General features: G+C 60.5%; 14 protein-coding genes. 10 read left to right on the top strand and 4 right to left on the bottom strand.

The window, feature by feature from the left end:
- The first annotated feature begins 153 nt into the window (after positions 1-153).
- The gene (gene rlmM / locus L6D74_RS24585) at positions 154-1,227 is read left to right on the top strand and encodes a 23S rRNA (cytidine(2498)-2'-O)-methyltransferase RlmM (protein WP_236190820.1); all 1,074 of its coding nucleotides are present in this window, start codon (positions 154-156) and stop codon (positions 1,225-1,227) included.
- A 65-nt stretch (positions 1,228-1,292) separates the two neighbouring features.
- Positions 1,293-1,544 (top strand): sulfurtransferase TusA, encoded by a 252-nt coding sequence (tusA, locus tag L6D74_RS24590; RefSeq protein WP_007953079.1) that lies wholly within the window; start codon positions 1,293-1,295, stop codon positions 1,542-1,544.
- Positions 1,545-1,593: 49 nt separating this feature from the next.
- On the opposite strand, the gene L6D74_RS24595 is transcribed toward tusA, so the two are convergent.
- Entirely contained in the window at positions 1,594-3,003 is a 1,410-nt protein-coding gene (locus L6D74_RS24595) for an MATE family efflux transporter (RefSeq protein ID WP_064598137.1), read from the bottom strand.
- Between the two features lie 179 nt (positions 3,004-3,182).
- Here L6D74_RS24595 and pdxB point away from each other — a divergent pair, with 179 nt between their 5' ends.
- Positions 3,183-4,325, top strand: a complete 1,143-nt coding sequence (gene pdxB, locus L6D74_RS24600; protein WP_236190821.1) for a 4-phosphoerythronate dehydrogenase PdxB — start codon at positions 3,183-3,185, stop codon at positions 4,323-4,325.
- A gap of 57 nt (positions 4,326-4,382) precedes the next feature.
- Here the strand turns inward: pdxB and L6D74_RS24605 are convergent, their stop codons facing one another.
- The gene (locus L6D74_RS24605; RefSeq protein ID WP_064598133.1) at positions 4,383-4,562 is read right to left on the bottom strand and encodes a PA1571 family protein; all 180 of its coding nucleotides are present in this window, start codon (positions 4,560-4,562) and stop codon (positions 4,383-4,385) included.
- Between the two features lie 259 nt (positions 4,563-4,821).
- Between L6D74_RS24605 and L6D74_RS24610 the strand changes: the two genes are divergently transcribed.
- Positions 4,822-6,615, top strand: coding sequence for an ABC transporter transmembrane domain-containing protein (locus tag L6D74_RS24610; protein ID WP_236190823.1), 1,794 nt, complete (start codon positions 4,822-4,824; stop codon positions 6,613-6,615).
- 93 nt (positions 6,616-6,708) lie between these two features.
- On the opposite strand, the gene L6D74_RS24615 is transcribed toward L6D74_RS24610, so the two are convergent.
- Positions 6,709-8,637 carry a transglycosylase SLT domain-containing protein gene (locus L6D74_RS24615; RefSeq protein WP_236190825.1) on the bottom strand — a complete coding sequence of 643 codons (1,929 nt, stop codon included), beginning with the start codon at positions 8,635-8,637 and terminating at the stop codon, positions 6,709-6,711.
- A gap of 215 nt (positions 8,638-8,852) precedes the next feature.
- Between L6D74_RS24615 and L6D74_RS24620 the strand changes: the two genes are divergently transcribed.
- The gene (locus L6D74_RS24620; protein WP_011335198.1) at positions 8,853-10,775 is read left to right on the top strand and encodes an ATP-binding cassette domain-containing protein; all 1,923 of its coding nucleotides are present in this window, start codon (positions 8,853-8,855) and stop codon (positions 10,773-10,775) included.
- 75 nt (positions 10,776-10,850) lie between these two features.
- On the opposite strand, the gene L6D74_RS24625 is transcribed toward L6D74_RS24620, so the two are convergent.
- Positions 10,851-11,288, bottom strand: coding sequence for a universal stress protein (locus L6D74_RS24625; RefSeq protein ID WP_011335197.1), 438 nt, complete (start codon positions 11,286-11,288; stop codon positions 10,851-10,853).
- 103 nt (positions 11,289-11,391) lie between these two features.
- On the opposite strand from L6D74_RS24625, the gene L6D74_RS24630 reads away from it, so the two are divergent.
- The 5 genes from L6D74_RS24630 (at position 11,392) to topA (ending at position 18,801) form a co-directional block, all read left to right on the top strand.
- Positions 11,392-11,829: a hypothetical protein gene (locus L6D74_RS24630; protein WP_085649305.1), complete on the top strand. Its 438-nt coding sequence runs from the start codon at positions 11,392-11,394 to the stop codon at positions 11,827-11,829.
- A 539-nt stretch (positions 11,830-12,368) separates the two neighbouring features.
- Positions 12,369-14,516: a fatty acid oxidation complex subunit alpha FadB gene (gene fadB, locus L6D74_RS24635; protein WP_074689251.1), complete on the top strand. Its 2,148-nt coding sequence runs from the start codon at positions 12,369-12,371 to the stop codon at positions 14,514-14,516.
- Between the two features lie 29 nt (positions 14,517-14,545).
- Positions 14,546-15,721, top strand: a complete 1,176-nt coding sequence (gene fadA / locus L6D74_RS24640) for an acetyl-CoA C-acyltransferase FadA (RefSeq protein ID WP_085613118.1) — start codon at positions 14,546-14,548, stop codon at positions 15,719-15,721.
- A gap of 98 nt (positions 15,722-15,819) precedes the next feature.
- The gene (locus tag L6D74_RS24645; RefSeq protein WP_007953059.1) at positions 15,820-16,056 is read left to right on the top strand and encodes a DUF1653 domain-containing protein; all 237 of its coding nucleotides are present in this window, start codon (positions 15,820-15,822) and stop codon (positions 16,054-16,056) included.
- A gap of 114 nt (positions 16,057-16,170) precedes the next feature.
- Positions 16,171-18,801, top strand: a complete 2,631-nt coding sequence (gene topA, locus L6D74_RS24650) for a type I DNA topoisomerase (RefSeq protein ID WP_064598120.1) — start codon at positions 16,171-16,173, stop codon at positions 18,799-18,801.
- Positions 18,802-18,881 lie beyond the last annotated feature (80 nt).

Consider the following 18,881-nt stretch of genomic DNA (forward strand, 5'->3'; position numbering starts at 1 on the left):
TTTTCAGTAGCTGGCTAATAACTGGACTCTATGGGCAAGTCCAAGGTTCCGACATGGGCTATCATGCGCCGGTTTTCGTGACAGGCTTTGCTTCAAAGCAGGGTCTGGGCATCGCGCAGGGGATGAATGATCGCCCTCTGCCCAGGAGTAAGAATGAACACCCTATTCATGCATTGCCGGCCAGGTTTCGAAGGTGAAGTCTGCTCGGAGATTTCCGACCTCGCCGCCCAACTCAACGTGGCCGGCTACGCCAAGGCCAAACCGGCTACCGCTTGCGCCGAGTTCGTCTGCAGCGAAGAGGATGGCGCCGAGCGTCTGATGCGCGGTCAGCGTTTCGCCGAGCTGATCTTCCCGCGCCAGTGGGCGCGCGGATTTTTCATCGATCTGCCGGAAAACGACCGCATCAGCGTGATCCTCGCGCACATGGCTGAATTCCCGGTGTGCGGCAGTCTGTGGCTGGAAGTCGTCGACACCAACGACGGCAAGGAATTGTCGAATTTCTGCAAGAAGTTCGAAGGCCCACTGCGCAAGGCGCTGACCGGCGCCGGCAAACTGGTGGAGGACGCGAGCAAGCCACGCCTGCTGCTGACCTTCAAGAGCGGTCGTGAGGTGTTTCTCGGTCTGGCCGACGCCGGCAACTCGGCGATGTGGCCGATGGGCATTCCGCGCCTGAAGTTCCCGCGCGAGGCGCCGAGCCGTTCGACCCTGAAGCTGGAGGAGGCCTGGCACCACTTCATTCCCCGCGACCAGTGGGAAGATCGCCTGCACAGCGACATGACCGGCGTCGACCTCGGCGCTGCGCCGGGCGGCTGGACCTGGCAACTGGTCAATCGCGGCATGCTGGTGACCGCCATCGACAACGGTCCGATGGCCGAAAGCCTGATGGACACCGGTCTGGTGCAGCACTTGATGGCTGACGGTTTCACTTTCAAACCCAAGCAACCGGTGGACTGGATGGTCTGCGACATCGTTGAGAAACCGGCGCGCAACGCCGCGATGCTCGAAGAGTGGATCGGCGAGGGGCATTGCCGGGAAGCGGTGGTCAACCTGAAGTTGCCGATGAAGCAGCGTTACGCCGAAGTGAAGCGCCTGCTCGAGCGTATCGCCGACGGTTTCAAGGCCCGTGGGATCAAGGTCGACATCGGCTGCAAGCAGCTTTACCACGACCGCGAGGAAGTGACCTGCCATTTGCGCCGCCATGACGTGAAGAAAACCAAAGCCCGCTGAGCGCGCGACAGGTGACCGAACACCCGGCATTGGGCGACAATGCCGGCCAGTTTCAGGAGTGAATCATGAGTGAAATGATCGATACGCCGGTCGACGGCACCCTCGACGCCACAGGCCTCAACTGTCCGGAGCCGGTGATGATGCTGCACCAGCACATCCGTGACCTGGTGCCCGGCGGACTGCTCAAGGTGATCGCCACCGACCCGTCGACCCGCCGCGACATCCCCAAGTTCTGCGTGTTTCTCGACCATGAACTGGTGGGGCAGCACGAAGAAGCCGGGACCTATCTGTACTGGATCCGCAAGAAGTCCGGTTGATCGCAAGGCAAAAAAAGACCTGCAAATGCAGGTCTTTTTTTATGGCCGGTCAGCCCATCGAACGGCTGATGCGAATGCGTTTGCGTGCGCTGCGCGTCAGGCGGATCGACAGCATCAGCGCCGCGCAGCTGAGGCCGACGATCAAACCTTCCCACAAGCCGCTCGGGCCACGTGGCTCGCCGAGCCAGTCGGTCAGGCCGAGGGCGTAACCCACCGGCAGGCCGATGCCCCAATAGGCGAACAGGGTCAGGATCATCGTCACGCGAGTGTCCTGATAACCGCGCAGGGCGCCGGCGGCGGTGACCTGGATCGCGTCGGAGAACTGGAACAGCGCCGAGTACACGATCAGCATCGCTGCGATGTGAATCACCATCGGATCGGAGGTGTAGATCGCCGCAATGTGTTCGCGCATCAGCAGCATCATGCTCGCCGACAGGCAGGCGTAAGCCAGCGCAGTGCCCATGCCGACACCCGCGGCGAAACGTGCTTCGCGAGGTTCTTCACGGCCCAGAGCCTGGCCGACCCGCACGGTCACGGCCATGCCCAGCGAGTACGGAATCATGAACACCAGCGAGCTGACGTTCAGTGCGATCTGGTGCCCGGCCACCACCGTGGCGCCGAGGCTGCCGATCAGCAGCGCGATCACCGCGAAGATGCTCGACTCGGCAAACACCGCGACGCCGATCGGCAGACCGATGGCCAGCAAACGCTTGATCACCGCCCATTGCGGCCAGTCGAAGCGGCTGAACAGTTCGCTCGATTTGTAGGCCGGCGCCCAGCGTTCATAACCGGCCAGGCCCAGCGCCATCACCCACATCACGATCGCCGTGGCCCAGCCGCAACCGACGCCGCCCATGGCCGGCACGCCGAAGTGGCCATAAATGAACACGTAGTTCAGTGGAATGTTCAGCGCCAGACCGCACAGGCCAAGCACCATCGCCGGGCGGGTGCGACCGAGGCCGTCACTGGTGCAGCGCAGCACGTGATAGAAGGCCACCGCTGGCAGACCGCTGGCAATGCCGTGTAGGTACTGCATGCACGGGCCGATCAGTTCCGGATCGACTTTCATCAGATGCAGGATCGGTTCGGCGCTGAACAGCATGGAGGTTGCCATCAGGCCCACCACCAGTGCCAGCCACAGGGCCTGGCGCACGATCGGGCCGATTTCACTGTGGGTGCCGGCACCGAAGCGCTGGGCGACTTTCGGCGTGGTGGCCAGCAAAGTGCCGGTCATCAGCAGGAACACCGGCACCCAGATCGAGTTACCCAGCGCCACGGCCGCCAGATCCTTGGGTCCGACGCGCCCGGCCATCACCGCATCGACGAAGCCCATGGCGGTGGTCGCCAGTTGCGCGATCATGATCGGCAGGGCCAGGCCGAGCAGGTTTTTCAGCTCCAGGCGAACCCGGGCAGGGCGGTTGAGGGAAACGGCGGCAGGGCGGTCAGTCACGGAATTCACAGGCAAAGCGTCCACAGGGGTTGATGCGCAAGGCCGGGCATTCTACGCCGCTGACGTAACGGTCAGGAAAAATCCTCTGTTGCGTATTTGTAATCGAGGCGCCTCATCAAGAAATCACAGCCTGCTGGCTCATCGCAGTCCCAGCGCCTACACTGCCGATCCGCCCAAGGAGCCCCGCCATGCTGATTGTTGCCGACGAAAATATCCCGCTGCTCGATGCCTTTTTTGCCGGTTTCGGCGAGATCCGCCGGGTTTCGGGCCGTTCCATCGACCGGGCCACGGTCGAACACGCCGACGTGCTGCTGGTGCGCTCGGTGACCAACGTCAACCGCGCACTGCTCGAAGGCAGCAAGGTGCGTTTTGTCGGCACCTGCACCATCGGCACCGATCATCTGGATCTCGACTATTTCAACGAGGCCGGCATCACCTGGTCCAGCGCACCCGGCTGCAATGCCCGGGGTGTGGTCGATTACGTGCTCGGCAGCCTGATGACCCTGGCCGAAATCGAAGGCGTCGATTTAAGCGAACGCACTTACGGTGTGATCGGTGCCGGTGAAGTCGGCGGTCGCCTGATCAAGGTACTGAAAGGCTTGGGCTGGAACGTGAAAGTCTGCGACCCGCCACGTCAGGCGGCCGAGGGCGGCGACTATGTCAGCCTGGAGCAGATCATCGCGCAGTGCGATGTGATCAGCCTGCATACCCCGCTGACCCGCAGCGGCGACGGCGCGACCTGGCATTTGTTCGACGAGCAGCGTTTGCAGCAGCTCAAGCCCGGCGCCTGGCTGATCAACGCGGCGCGCGGTCCGGTAGTGGATAACACCGCGTTGCGCGAGGTGCTGCTGGAGCGAGAAGACCTGCAAGCAGTGCTCGATGTCTGGGAAGCCGAGCCGCAAGTCGATGTGGCGCTGGCCGAACTCTGCGTGCTGGCTACGCCGCACATCGCCGGTTACAGCCTCGATGGCAAACAGCGCGGCACGGCGCAGATCTATCAGGCTTACTGCGACTTTATCGGTGAGCCCGCCACCATTCAGCTCGGTGATCTGCTGCCGGCGCCGTGGCTGTCGGAAGTTTCCCTGCATGCCGACAGCGATCCGGCCTGGGCGCTGGCGATGTTGTGCCGCGGTGTGTACGACCCGCGCCGGGACGATGCGGATTTCCGTCGTACGCTGCTGGGCAGTGTCGGTGAGCAACGCGCCGCGTTTGATCTGCTGCGCAAACAGTATCCTTCGCGACGCGAAATCGAAGGCTTGAAGGTGCGGATCGAGGGGGATTCGCCCGTCTTGCGCCAGATCGTGACCGCGCTGGGGGCTGTGGCGGTATAAACAGCGGGCAGAAAAAACCCGGCCTGCAGGGGCCGGGTCAGGAAGACGGTGGCGATATCACTTTTGTTCGGCAGGCTTGACCAATCGCTTCTCCAGTTCGCGGCAGGCGTCCTGGATCATGTCTTCAGTGATTGGCACTTCGCGCCCATCCTTATCGATGATCGAGCAACCCAGAGGTTGGCCGGGCTTGGTGCGGATCACTTCAATTTTGTCATCGCTGCTGTGTTGCAAGGACATGGCCTGTCTCCTCATCAGGTTGTGTGCCTAGATTAAAACCGTCAGGTGACCAGGCTGTGACAACTCCCTGCGGTCGGTCCGGAACGGCATCTCCACTCAAACAGAAATGACCGTCTGTCTCAACCCGGACCTTAGACCAATAGCGTCTAGGGGGTAGTCTTGCCGGTCATAATTAACCTGACTCATTGTGATTTGCAGAGTTCCACCCCATTTGACTCTGTAGGCTGGCCCTATCCATCAGCACACGACGTGAACCTGAATGATCTCGATGCTTTCCTCGCGCCACCGCCGGGCCTTGCGCCTGACCAGTCATTTCCTTGCTCCCTATCGCTGGCCGGCCTTCGGCGCACTGCTGGCGCTGATCGTCACGGCGGGCATCACCCTGTCGATGGGGCAGGGCATCAAGTTGCTGGTCGATCAAGGCTTCATGACCCAGTCGCCGCACTTGCTCAACCAATCCATCGGCCTGTTCATGCTGTTGGTGTTCGGCCTTGCGGTCGGCACCTTTGCGCGGTTTTATCTGGTGTCGTGGATCGGTGAGCGCGTGGTGGCAGACATTCGCCGGCAGGTGTTCAACCATCTGGTGTACCTGCACCCCGGATTCTACGAAGACAATCGCAGCTCGGAAATCCAGTCACGATTGACCGCTGACACCACATTGCTGCAATCGGTGATCGGCTCGTCGCTGTCGCTCTTCCTGCGTAATCTGCTGATGGTCATTGGCGGTGTGGTGCTGCTGTTCATCACCAACCCCAAACTCACCAGCATCGTGGTGATCGCACTGCCGCTGGTGATTGCGCCGATCCTGATTTTCGGCCGTCGCGTGCGCAACCTCTCCCGGCTGAGTCAGGACCGGATTGCCGACATTGGCAGTTATGTCTCGGAAACCCTCGGCCAGATCAAAACCGTGCAGGCCTACAACCATCAGGTGCAGGACGAACAGCGTTTCGCCAGCACCGTCGAGCAAGCGTTCGAGACCGCGCGCAAACGGATTTTCCAGCGGGCCTGGCTGATCACGCTGGTAATCGTGCTGGTGCTCGGCGCCGTCGCGGTGATGTTGTGGGTCGGCGGCATGGACGTGATCGCGGGACGGATTTCGGCGGGTGAACTGGCGGCGTTCGTGTTTTACAGCCTGATTGTTGGCAGTGCGTTTGGCACGTTGAGCGAAGTGATTGGCGAGTTGCAGCGAGCGGCCGGCGCCGCGGAGCGAATTGCGGAACTGCTGCGTTCGGAGAACATTATTCAGCCACCGACCACAGGGTTGGTGACGTTGCCGGGGCGGGTCAAAGGCGAGCTGGAATTACAGGATGTGCGTTTTTCCTACCCTTCGCGTCCCGAAAGTCTTGCCGTCGATGGCTTGAGTCTGACGATCAACGCCGGAGAAACCCTCGCGCTTGTAGGACCGTCCGGCGCGGGCAAGTCCACGGTGTATGACCTGCTGCTGCGTTTCTACGATCCCCGGGAAGGGCGGATCCTGATCGATGGCGTGCCGCTGACGAGCCTTGATCCGCTGGACTTGCGTCGCTGCTTCGCGCTGGTCTCGCAAACCCCGGCGCTGTTCTTCGGCAGTGTCGAAGAGAACATTCGCTACGGCTGCCCGACCGCCACGCTGGAGCAGGTGCGGGAGGCGGCCAGAATCGCCCACGCCCACGACTTCATCGAACAGATGCCCGACGGCTACCAGACCCATCTGGGTGACGGTGGCCTCGGTCTGTCAGGCGGACAACGCCAGCGCCTGGCCATTGCCCGGGCGTTGCTGGTCGACGCGCCGATCCTGCTGCTCGACGAAGCCACCAGCGCCCTCGATGCCCAAAGCGAACACCTGATCCAGCAAGCGCTGCCGAGCCTGATGCAAAACCGCACCACGCTGGTCATCGCCCACCGGTTGGCCACGGTGAAAAACGCCGACCGGATCGCGGTGATGGATCAGGGCAAACTGGTAGCGATTGGCACACATCAGGAGCTGATCGCCAGCAATCCGCTGTATGCGCGGTTGGCGGCGTTGCAGTTCAGTGATGGTCATCAAGCTTCGACCGACCCTGTAACCGACTAAGTAACCGACCCAGTAGAACGCCATAAAAAATGCCCGCATCTCTCGATGCGGGCATTTTTGTTTACGTCGATCTATCGGCGATACGCGCCCCGATCACTGGTCGTCGAAATACCGCTCATGCCAGTCCACCAGCGGCTGTGGCGAGTTCAGTTTCTGGCCGTAGATCACCGAATAGGACAACACGTTCTGTACGTACTGGCGGGTTTCGTCGAACGGGATGCTTTCCACCCACACGTCGAAGCTCAGGTGGTCTGCGCCGCGCAGCCATTGGCGCACGCGGCCGGGGCCGGCGTTGTAGGCGGCGGAGGCGAGTACGCGGTTGCCGTTGAACTGGCTGTGCACCTGGCTCAGATAGGCGGCGCCGAGCTGGATGTTTTTATCCGGATCCAGCACTTGCTGCGGCGAGGCCAACGGAATGCTGAACTTGCGCGCGGTTTCCTTGGCGGTGCCGGGCATCAGTTGCATCAGGCCGCTGGCGCCGACGCTGGAGCGGGCGTCGTCCATGAACGCACTTTCCTGGCGGGTGATGGCGAACACCCAGCTCGAATGCAGGCCGCGCACCTTGGCTTCGCGTACCAGAGTGTCGCGGTGAGCCATCGGGAACCGGATGTCCAGATCATCCCAGTACTGCGCCTGACTGATGGTGCGGATAGCCGGGAAGTACCATTTCAGGTCGTAGGCCAGTTTTGCCTGGGCGACCATCTCGTCGCGGTTGAAATGCCGGCTGACGTGATACCACTCGCGGCGACCGTCGACGATCTGCCCACGGGCGTGGAACTCCAGTGCACGACGTACGCCAGGGGTGTTGCGCACTTTGTTGATCAGCGCCTGACTGAGCACCAGCGGCTTGTTGTTCAGCGAGTACGGCGATTGCGAGCGGTCAGCGGCGAGGAAGCCGTAGAAATCACGTTCCCGCGACAGGTTCTTGTACAGCGTCTGTGCTTCCGGGTTCTGCGGTTGCGCCAGTTCCAGGCTGCGGGCCTGCCAGTAGCGCCAGCGGTTGGTGGTGGCCAGGTCCTGTGGCAAACGGCGGGTCAGTTGGTAGGCGTCATCCCAGCGCGCCAGACGCAACAACAGACGCAGGCGCCATTCGGACACAGTGTTGTCGCGCAGCTCCGGGTCGTACTTGGTCATCACGTCCAGCGCGCGGCTGTCGAAGCGGCGGGCCAGCGTCAGGCCGATTTCCCGGGCGATCGCGACTTTTTCATCCCGGGAGAAATGCATGCTGCTGGCATAACCGTCGAGCAGGGCCATGGCCTTGTCCGGGTCCTGACGCGCGAGGCGGCGCAGGCCGAGGCTGACCACGTCCGACATCGGTTCATCGGCCGGCGTGAAGCGCGACGGCTGGTTGAGCAATTCCGGTTTCTGCGCCACGTCCACCAGCAGGCGGCCGCGCGGGGCGAGGGTGGTCAGGCCGTTGACCAGGCTGTTGGCCAGCGGATAGTTGCGGTGCTGGGCGGCGAGTTTGGCGCGTTCCCAGCGTTTCTGTTCGGTCAACTGACCTTCGGCGGCCCACATGCCGAACAGCGCATCGCAGGCGGCGGGCTGGGATTTACCGGTCAGCCACAGTTTCTCGGCGTTGGCGTAGCCCTCGGCCTTCTTGTTGTGGCTGATCTGGTACTGCGCGTTGAGGCAGTCCAGTTCGGTGAAATTCAGTTTGGGGTCGTAATACTTGACGAACGTCGCCCAGTCGCCGCGATCGGCCAGCCAGCGCAGCCAGCGCAGTTTCATCCAGTTGGCCTGGGGCAGGTCACCGTGCTCGGCGAGGAATTTTTCGATCTCCGCGTTGCTGGCGGTTTTCAGGCGGGCGGTCAGCTCGTCGTAGGCGAGGTACGGCTTCAGCGGATAATCGGCGAGGGCCTGGCTGTAACGGAAATACGGGCCGCTGTCGCCCTTGGCCAGGGCGCGCTTGGCTTCATCGTAATACTGGCGTTGGGTGGACAGGTCCACCGCCTGGACGGATTGAACGGCAGCGGCGGAAAGCAGCAAACATGACAAAACACTGAAGAGGCGACTGCGCATGAGACATCCGGGCAGAGAAATCATGACAAGTGCCGGCTCAAGGCCGGCACTGAATTGCCTGTAGCTTAGCCTTTTGCCAGCAAGGGGCGAAAGCTTTGCCGACCTTGCAGCACAAGTTCGCAACAATTGTTGTGCAGAGTGCGTCAGCGGCGAAATTGCCGGCCTGTTCGGGCCTCGATTCAGGTAGAATGCGCGCCCGGTTTTTGGAGAAGCTCATGACCCTGCTCAAATTCAGCGATGTGTCCCTTGCATTCGGCGCGATGCCGTTGTTGGACAAGGTGTCCTGGCAGATCGCCCGTGGTGAGCGGGTGTGCATCATCGGCCGCAACGGCACTGGCAAATCCAGCATGATGAAACTGGTCAAGGGCGACCAGAAGCCTGATGACGGCTCGGTGTGGCGTGCCCCCGGTCTGAAAATCGGTGAATTGCCGCAGGAATTGCCGGTGGCCGACGAGCGGACTGTGTTCGACGTGGTCGCCGAAGGTCTCGACGGCGTTGGCGCCTTGCTCGCCGAATACCATCACCTGAGCCAGAACATCGTCACCGATGCCGATCTGGACAAGCTGATGCACGTTCAGCACGACCTCGAAGCCCGCGATGGCTGGCGCTTGCAGACCCTGGTCGACAGCACCCTGAGCCGCCTGCAACTGCCGGCCGACAAGACCCTCGCCGAACTGTCCGGCGGCTGGCGTCGTCGTGTGTTGCTGGCGCAGGCGCTGGTGTCCGAACCGGATCTGCTGCTGCTCGACGAACCGACCAACCACCTGGACATCGGTGCGATTGCCTGGCTTGAAGAAGCGCTGAAGGATTTCCAGGGCGCCGTGCTGTTCATCACGCACGACCGTTCCTTCCTGCAAAACCTTGCCACCCGCATCCTCGAACTGGATCGCGGTGGCCTGATCGACTGGAACGGTGACTACGCCAGTTTCCTCGTTCACAAAGAAGCCGCACTGGCCGCCGAAGAAACCGCCAACGCGCTGTTCGACAAGCGTCTGGCCCAGGAAGAAGTGTGGATTCGCCAGGGCATCAAGGCTCGTCGTACCCGTAACGAAGGCCGCGTCCGTGCCCTGAAAGCATTGCGTGTTGAGCGCAGCGAGCGTCGCGAGCGCACCGGCAAGGCCAACATCCAGCTGGAAACAGCGGAGAAGTCCGGCAAGCAGGTGATGGTGCTGGATAACGTGAGCTTCGCGCATCCGGGCGGTCCGTTCCTGATCCGCGATTTCTCCATGGTGCTGCAACGCGGCGACCGGATCGGCCTGCTCGGCGCCAACGGTACCGGCAAGACTACCCTGCTGAAACTGATGCTCAGCGGTCTGCAACCGACCAGCGGCAAAGTGGAAGAGGGCACCAAGATCGACGTGGCCTACTTCGACCAGTTGCGTCATCAGCTGGATCTGGAAAAAACCGTGATCGATAACGTCGCCGAAGGTCGCGACTTCATCGATATCGACGGCCAGAGTCGCCACGTGTTGAGCTACCTCGGCGACTTCCTGTTCAGCCCGCAGCGTGCCCGCACGCCGGTGAAGGCGTTGTCCGGTGGTGAGCGTGCGCGTCTGTTGCTGGCCAAATTGTTCAGCAAGCCGGCGAACCTGCTGGTACTCGACGAACCGACCAACGACCTCGACGTGGAAACCCTCGAGCTGCTCGAAGAAGTGCTGCTGACCTTCAACGGCACCGTGCTGATGGTCAGCCACGACCGGGCATTCCTCGACAACGTGGTCACCAGCACCCTGGTCTTCGAAGGTGAAGGCAAGGTTCGCGAATACGTCGGCGGCTATCAGGACTGGATCCGTCAGGGCGGTTCGCCGCGTCTGCTGGGCGTGACGGAAAGCAAATCCGGCAAGGCTGACCTGAACTCGGCGGTGGTCACTGCTGAGCCGGCTCCGGTTGCCGCACCTGTTGCTGCGGCCCCGGCTGCGAAGAAGAAGCTGAGCTACAAGCTTCAACGCGAGCTGGAAGCCTTGCCGGGCGATATCGACGCCAAAGAGCAGCAGATTGCTGCTGTCGAGGCTGAAATGGCTGAGGCCGGTTTCTATCAGCGTCCGCCGGCCGAGACGGCCAAGGTCATTGCTTCTCTGGAGCAATTGCAGGCGGAGCTGGATGCCTTGGTCGAGCGCTGGGCCGAGCTCGACGCCTGATTGATTCCAGGCATGAAAAAGCCCGGCGTCCAGTGATGGGCGCCGGGCTTTTCAGCTTTTCATAAGTGACTGGTATCAGCGTTTGACCAGGTGCACCGCCAACACATCGCATGGTGCGCCGTGCAGCACGTCATTGGCGGTCGAGCCCAGCAACAATGCAAGACCATGCCGGCCGTGACTGCCGACCACGATCAGGTCGCACTGCTGTTCCTTGGCAAAATGGTGGATTTCCTGACGTGGCTGGCCATAGGTCAGGTGGCAGTTGGCGCCTTCGAGCTCGGTGTACTTGTGCTTCAGGCGTTCGAGTCGTTCCTTGGCCTGGTCGAACTGCTGTTGTTGCAGTTGTGACAGATCCATCGGCACGTCACCGCCGAAGGCCATGGCCATCGGTTCAACGATATGCACCAGCGACAGCTTGGCGCCATTGCTCACCGACAGCTCTCGGGCGCGGTGGATCACAGGGTCGCACTCTTCGGTCAGATCTACGGCGACCAGGATATGGTGGTAGGGCATGAGGTGCTCCTCGTGAGGGATCAATATTGGTAAGTATGGCTGGTTTCAAGCGCATTGGTTCCAAAGTGACGCAATGGGCTCATCAGGATTCGGGAGTAGAGATATGACGGTCTGGCTGGTGGTGTCAATCCTGCTGGTGGTGTTGAGTCCGCTGGCGTGGTTGCGCCCGTCCCGTGCACAGAGTGGCCGGATAGCCTTGCGTACGGAGGCCCGGCGTATCGGGCTGGCCATGCAGCTGGCACCTCAAGAGTGGCCGCACTGGATGTCTCAGGAGCCGCCGAACCCGTGTGCGCAATACCATCGGCCACGCCGTGGCAAGCAGCCGGCGTGCTGGACGTACTGGCAGAAATCACCGGGAGTGTGGGTCAATCAGTGGCAGGAAGTCTGTGAAGATCCGCTGTTGCTGAATCATTTCGAAAAATTGCCGGGCAATGTTTTCAAGGTCGAGGCGGACAAGCAGATGATCGCCCTCTATTGGGGCGAGAAGGGTGAAGCATCGGTTTTGCTGGACATTGATGCCACGCTGAAAGCGCTGGCATGACTCGCGGAATTTTCGCGCTGCAACGGCGCGAAATGTCCGGCAGACGAGCAATAAAAAGCCCGACATGATTCATCGGGCGGGGTTGGCCAGGCAGGCCGGAAAGTCTTTTTGGCGTTGAATCGGGTGATCCGATCAACAAACGTGCGCCTGTTTTCCTTCGTAGTCCAGCCAGCGTAGCCTGTTAAACAAGGCGTGCCGTGAATTAGGGCGACTTTTCTAACTATTAATCTTATGAATGCCCCCACATGCAAGCGTGTGTGGCCGGGCTGCGTCCTACAGAAATGACCGCAAAGTCGCATTTCAACCCGTATTTAGGGCGATTGACAATTGTCGGAAATTCCGTGAAGGTGGCGTACCCAAATCAAACGGGCGTATGAATTGAGCGTTTGTATTGCAGACTGCTCCTACAGAATCCCGACTATCGCGTTGGCGGGTGTGCCGGGTGGATTGGTGTCAGCATTGACGAAAAAGCGTCCTGCCGAGCCATTCGCCTGCGTCCGACGTGTACTGTTCAGCTTCCATATCGTGGAGATCAGTTGATGATTTACGAAGGTAAAGCCATCACGGTTAAAGCTCTTGAAAGTGGCATCGTCGAATTGAAATTCGACCTCAAGGGTGAGTCCGTCAACAAGTTCAACCGTCTTACCCTGAACGAACTGCGTCAGGCCGTAGACACCATCAAGGCAGATGCTTCGATCAAGGGCGTGATCGTCAGCAGTGGCAAGGACGTGTTCATCGTCGGCGCCGACATCACCGAATTTGTCGACAACTTCAAGCTGCCGGATGCCGAGCTGGTTGCTGGCAATCTCGAAGCCAACAAGATCTTCAGCGATTTCGAAGACCTCAACGTTCCGACTGTCGCCGCGATCAACGGCATCGCCCTCGGTGGCGGTCTGGAAATGTGCCTGGCCGCGGATTACCGCGTCATGTCGACCAAGGCCAAGATCGGTCTGCCGGAAGTCAAACTGGGCATCTACCCGGGCTTCGGCGGTACCGTGCGCCTGCCGCGCCTGATCGGTGCCGACAACGCCATCGAGTGGATTGCCGCCGGCAAGGAAAACCGTCCTGAAGACGCGCTGAAAGTCGGCGCCGTCGATGCCGTGGTTGCCCCGGAAAAACTGCAGGATGCTGCCCTTGAACTGATCAAGCGCGCCATTTCCGGCGAGTTCGACTACAAGGCCAAGCGCCAGCCGAAGCTGGAAAAGCTCAAGCTGAACGCCATTGAACAAATGATGGCTTTCGAAACCGCCAAAGGTTTCGTGGCTGGCCAGGCGGGCCCGAACTACCCGGCCCCGGTCGAAGCGATCAAGACCATCCAGAAAGCCGCGAATTTCGGTCGTGACAAGGCGCTGGAAGTCGAAGCCGCAGGTTTCGTGAAACTGGCCAAGACCTCTGCCGCGCAGAGCTTGATCGGTCTGTTCCTGAACGATCAGGAACTGAAGAAAAAGGCCAAGGCCTACGACGAAATCGCCAAGGATGTGAAGCAGGCTGCCGTACTGGGCGCCGGCATCATGGGTGGCGGTATCGCCTATCAGTCGGCTTCCAAAGGTACGCCGATCCTGATGAAGGACATCAACGAGCACGGCATCGAGCAAGGTCTGGCTGAAGCCGCCAAGCTGCTGGTCGGTCGCGTTGATAAAGGCCGCATGACCGCCGCGAAAATGGCTGAAGTGCTCAACGGCATTCGTCCGACCCTGTCCTACGGCGATTTCGGTCACGTTGACCTGGTCGTTGAAGCCGTGGTCGAGAACCCGAAGGTCAAGCAAGCCGTTCTGGCGGAAGTCGAAGACAAGGTCAAAGAGGACACCATCCTCGCGTCCAACACCTCGACCATTTCCATCAGCCTGCTGGCCAAGGCCCTCAAGCGTCCGGAAAACTTCGTCGGCATGCACTTCTTCAACCCGGTGCACATGATGCCGCTGGTGGAAGTAATCCGTGGCGAGAAATCCAGCGAGCAGGCCATCGCCACCACCGTTGCCTACGCCAAGAAAATGGGCAAGAACCCGATCGTCGTCAACGACTGCCCGGGCTTCCTGGTCAACCGCGTATTGTTCCCGTACTTCGGCGGTTTCGCCAAACTGGTCAGCGCCGGTGTGGACTTCGTCCGTATCGACAAGATCATGGAAAAATTCGGCTGGCCGATGGGCCCGGCGTACCTGATGGACGTGGTCGGTATCGACACCGGTCACCACGGTCGTGACGTGATGGCCGAAGGCTTCCCGGATCGCATGAAGGACGACCGTCGTTCGGCCATCGACGTGCTTTACGAAGCCAAGCGTCTGGGCCAGAAGAACGGCAAGGGCTTCTATGCCTACGAGGCCGACAAGAAAGGCAAGCAGAAGAAAGTCGCCGATCCGTCGGTACTGGAAGTACTCAAGCCGATCGTCTACGAGCAGCGCGAAGTCACTGACGAAGACATCATCAACTGGATGATGATCCCGCTGTGCCTGGAAACCGTGCGTTGCCTGGAAGACGGCATCGTCGAAACCGCCGCCGAAGCCGACATGGGTCTGGTCTACGGTATTGGTTTCCCTCCATTCCGTGGCGGTGCGCTGCGCTACATCGACTCGATCGGTGTTGCCGAGTTCGTTGCCCTGGCCGACCAGTACGCTGATTTGGGCGCGCTGTACCACCCGACCGCGAAGCTGCGCGAAATGGCCAAGAACGGCCAGAGCTTCTTCGGTTAAGCGCCCCCAACTAGAGTGAGAGTGAACTTATGAGCTTGAATCCTAGAGACGTCGTGATTGTCGACTTCGGTCGTACTCCGATGGGCCGCTCCAAGGGCGGCATGCACCGCAACACCCGCGCCGAAGACATGTCGGCGCACCTGATCAGCAAATTGCTGGAACGCAACACCAAGGTCGATCCTGCCGAAGTCGAGGACGTGATCTGGGGCTGCGTCAACCAGACCCTGGAGCAGGGCTGGAACATCGCGCGCATGGCGTCGCTGATGACCCAGATCCCGCACACTTCGGCCGGCCAGACCGTCAGCCGTCTGTGCGGCTCGTCGATGAGCGCGCTGCACACCGCGGCGCAAGCGATCATGACCGGCAACGGTGACGTGTTCGTGGTTGGCGGCGTCGAGCATATGGGTCACGTGAGCATGATGCACGGTGTCGATCCGAACCCGCACATGTCCCTGTACGCGGCGAAAGCCTCGGGCATGATGGGCCTGACCGCTGAAATGCTGGGCAAAATGCACGGCATCACTCGCGAACAGCAGGACGCCTTTGGCGTGCGTTCCCACCAGTTGGCCCACAAGGCGACTGTGGAAGGCAAGTTCAAGGACGAAATCATCCCGATGCAGGGTTACGACGAGAACGGTTTCCTGAAAACCTTCGACTACGACGAAACCATTCGTCCGGAAACCACCCTGGAAAGTCTGGCGGCTCTGAAGCCGGCGTTCAATCCAAAGGGCGGCACCGTGACGGCCGGTACTTCGTCGCAGATCACCGATGGTGCTTCGTGCATGATCGTGATGTCGGCACAGCGCGCACAGGACCTGGGCATCCAGCCTATGGCGGTGATTCGCTCGATGGCGGTAGCGGGTGTGGACCCGGCGATCATGGGCTATGGTCCGGTACCGGCTACTCAGAAAGCACTGAAACGTGCCGGCCTGGGTATCAACGATATCGACTTCTTCGAGCTCAACGAAGCGTTCGCCGCACAGGCCCTGCCAGTGCTGAAAGACCTGAAAGTGCTCGACAAGATGAATGAGAAGGTTAACCTGCACGGCGGCGCGATCGCCCTGGGTCACCCGTTCGGTTGCTCCGGTGCCCGTATTTCCGGCACCTTGCTGAACGTGATGAAGCAGAATGGCGGCACCTTCGGGGTGGCCACCATGTGCATTGGCCTCGGCCAAGGCATCTCCACCGTCTTCGAACGCGTTTAAGCGTCTCGTCGATGGAAGCCGGGGCCAAGTGCCCCGGTTTTTGTTTTTGCGGATTTATTTTGTTTTTATTTTGAAAATATTTGAGTGAGGGCCAAAGCATGCCGATACAACCTGGGCTCTACCAACATTACAAAGGTCCGCAGTACCGCGTATTCAGTGTCGCGCGGCATTCCGAGACCGAAGAAGAAGTCGTCTTTTACCAAGCCCTGTATGGCGATTACGGCTTTTGGGTACGTCCCTTGAGCATGTTCCTGGAGTCCGTCGAGGTTGACGGCGAGCAGGTCCCACGCTTTGCTTTGGTGCAAGCCGAACCGAGCCTTTTTTCGAAGCCGTAAGGCGAGTGCGCGCAAAACCCTGCGCTTGACCTCACCTTGTAGCCACTATATATAGCGGTGCCGCGTCAGGCGCCAACCGCCTTTCACTTCTAGAATTCAGGAATTTTCTGATCCATGGGCAAATCGCTGGTCATTGTGGAATCCCCGGCTAAGGCCAAGACCATCAACAAGTATCTGGGCAACCAATACGTGGTGAAGTCGAGTATCGGCCATATCCGAGACCTGCCCACCAGCGGTTCGGCTAGCGCCAGCAAGGAGCCTGCCGCCAAGCGTGGCAAGGCTGCTGCGGGCGAAGCGCCAGCGCTGTCGCCGAAAGAGAAGGCGCGCAAGCAGCTGGTCTCGCGTATGGGGGTCGATCCCGAACACGGCTGGAAAGCCAAGTACGAGATCCTCCCGGGCAAGGAAAAGGTCATCGAAGAGCTGCGCCGGCTCGCCAAGGATGCTGACACCATCTATCTCGCAACCGACTTGGATCGCGAGGGGGAAGCCATTGCCTGGCACCTGCGCGAAGCCATCGGTGGTGACGACAGCCGCTACAAGCGCGTTGTGTTCAACGAAATCACCAAGAAGGCGATTCAGGAAGCCTTCTCGGAGCCGGGCGAACTCGACATCGATCGAGTGAACGCGCAGCAAGCCCGTCGTTTCCTCGACCGCGTCGTCGGCTACATGGTCTCGCCGCTGCTGTGGGCGAAGATCGCCCGTGGTCTGTCCGCCGGTCGCGTGCAATCGGTTGCCGTGAAACTGGTGGTCGAGCGTGAACGTGAAATCCGCGCGTTCAACCCGGAAGAGTACTGGGAAGTGCATGCCGATCTCGGCACCGCCAAAGGCTCGACCGTGCGTTTCGAAGTGGCTCGAGAGAAAGGCGAAGCCTTCAAGCCATTGAACGAAGCGCAAGCGACGGCCGCGCTGGAGAAGCTCAAGTCCTCCAGCTACAGCATCGTCAAGCGTGAAGACAAACCGACCAGCAGCAAGCCATCGGCACCGTTCATCACCTCCACACTGCAACAGGCCGCGAGCAACCGCTTGGGCTTCGGTGTGAAGAAAACCATGATGATGGCCCAGCGTCTGTACGAAGCCGGCTACATCACTTATATGCGTACCGACTCGACCAACCTCTCGGCTGATGCCGTGACGATGGCGCGCGATTACATCGAGACCGAGTTCGGCAAGAAGTATCTGCCGGAGTCGCCGAACGTCTACAGCAGCAAAGAAGGCGCACAAGAGGCTCACGAAGCGATTCGCCCTTCCGACGCCAACACCACACCAAGCAAGCTGGCTGGCATGGAGCGCGACGCTGAGCGCCTCTACGAGCTGATCTGGCGCCAGTTCCTGGCTTGCCAGATGTTGCCGGCGCAATACCTGTCGACCACTGTCAGCGTCGCTGCCGGCGACTTCGAGCTGCGCGCCAAGGGCCGCATCCTGAAGTTCGACGGTTACACCCGTGTGCTGCCGCAAATCACCAAACCTGGCGATGACGACGTTCTGCCCGACATGGCGCAGGGCGACGTGATGAAGCTGATCAAGCTCGATCCGTCCCAGCACTTCACCAAGCCGCCGGCCCGGTATTCGGAAGCCAGCCTGGTCAAGGAAATGGAAAAACGCGGCATCGGCCGTCCTTCGACCTATGCGGCGATCATCTCGACCATTCAGGATCGCGGCTACGTGACCCTGCACAACCGTCGTTTCTATTCGGAAAAGATGGGCGACATCGTTACCGAGCGTCTGTCGGAGAGCTTCTCCAATCTTATGGACTACGGTTTCACCGCCGGTATGGAAGAGAATCTCGATGACGTGGCTCAGGGCGAGCGCGACTGGAAAAACGTGCTGGATGAATTCTACGGCGACTTCAAGAAAAAACTTGAAGTAGCAGAGAATCCGGAAGCCGGCATGCGTGCCAATCAGCCGGTGATGACCGATATTCCTTGCACCACCTGCGGCCGTCCAATGCAGATCCGTACTGCATCGACCGGAGTGTTCCTCGGCTGCTCGGGTTACAGCCTGCCGCCGAAAGAGCGCTGCAAGGCGACCGTCAACCTGGTGCCGGGCGACGAAATCGCGGCGGACGATGAGGGTGAGTCGGAATCCCTGGTATTGCGCGGCAAGCACCGCTGCCCGATCTGCAGCACGGCTATGGACGCTTACCTGCTCGACGAGAAGCGCAAGCTGCACATCTGCGGTAATAACCCGGATTGCGCCGGCTACGAGATCGAAGAGGGCAGCTACCGCATCAAGGGCTACGAAGGTCCGAGCCTGGAGTGCGACAAGTGCGGCAGCGAGATGCAGCTCAAGACCGGCCGTTTCGGCAAGTTCTTCGGGTGCACCAACCCGACGTGCAAGAACACCCGCAAGCTGCTGAAGAGCGGTGACGCGGCGCCGCCGAAGATGGATCCGGTGAAGATGCCTGAGCTGAAATGCGAGAAGGTCAACGACACCTACATCCTGCGTGACGGAGCGTCCGGCCTGTTCCTGGCGGCCAGTCAGTTCCCGAAAAACCGCGAGACCCGTGCTCCGCTGGTGATCGAGATTCTGCCGCACAAGGACGAGATCGATCCGAAGTACCACTTCCTGTGCGAAGCGCCGCAGAAGGATCCGGATGGTCTGCCAGCCGTGATCCGCTACAGCCGCAAGACCAAAGAACAGTATGTTCAGACCGAAGTTGACGGCAAGCCGACTGGCTGGAAAGCGTTCTTTGACGGTGGCAAGTGGACGGTCGAGGACAAGCGTCCGGCGAAAGCCAAGGCGTGAGCTGACTCCGACCTTGCGATGGGCTGATGTTATCGGCCCAATACGACAAAAGGCCGCATGACAACCTTCGGGTTTTCATG

It is taken from the genome of Pseudomonas pharyngis (assembly GCF_021602345.1).
Taxonomy (GTDB): Bacteria; Pseudomonadota; Gammaproteobacteria; order Pseudomonadales; family Pseudomonadaceae; genus Aquipseudomonas; species Aquipseudomonas pharyngis.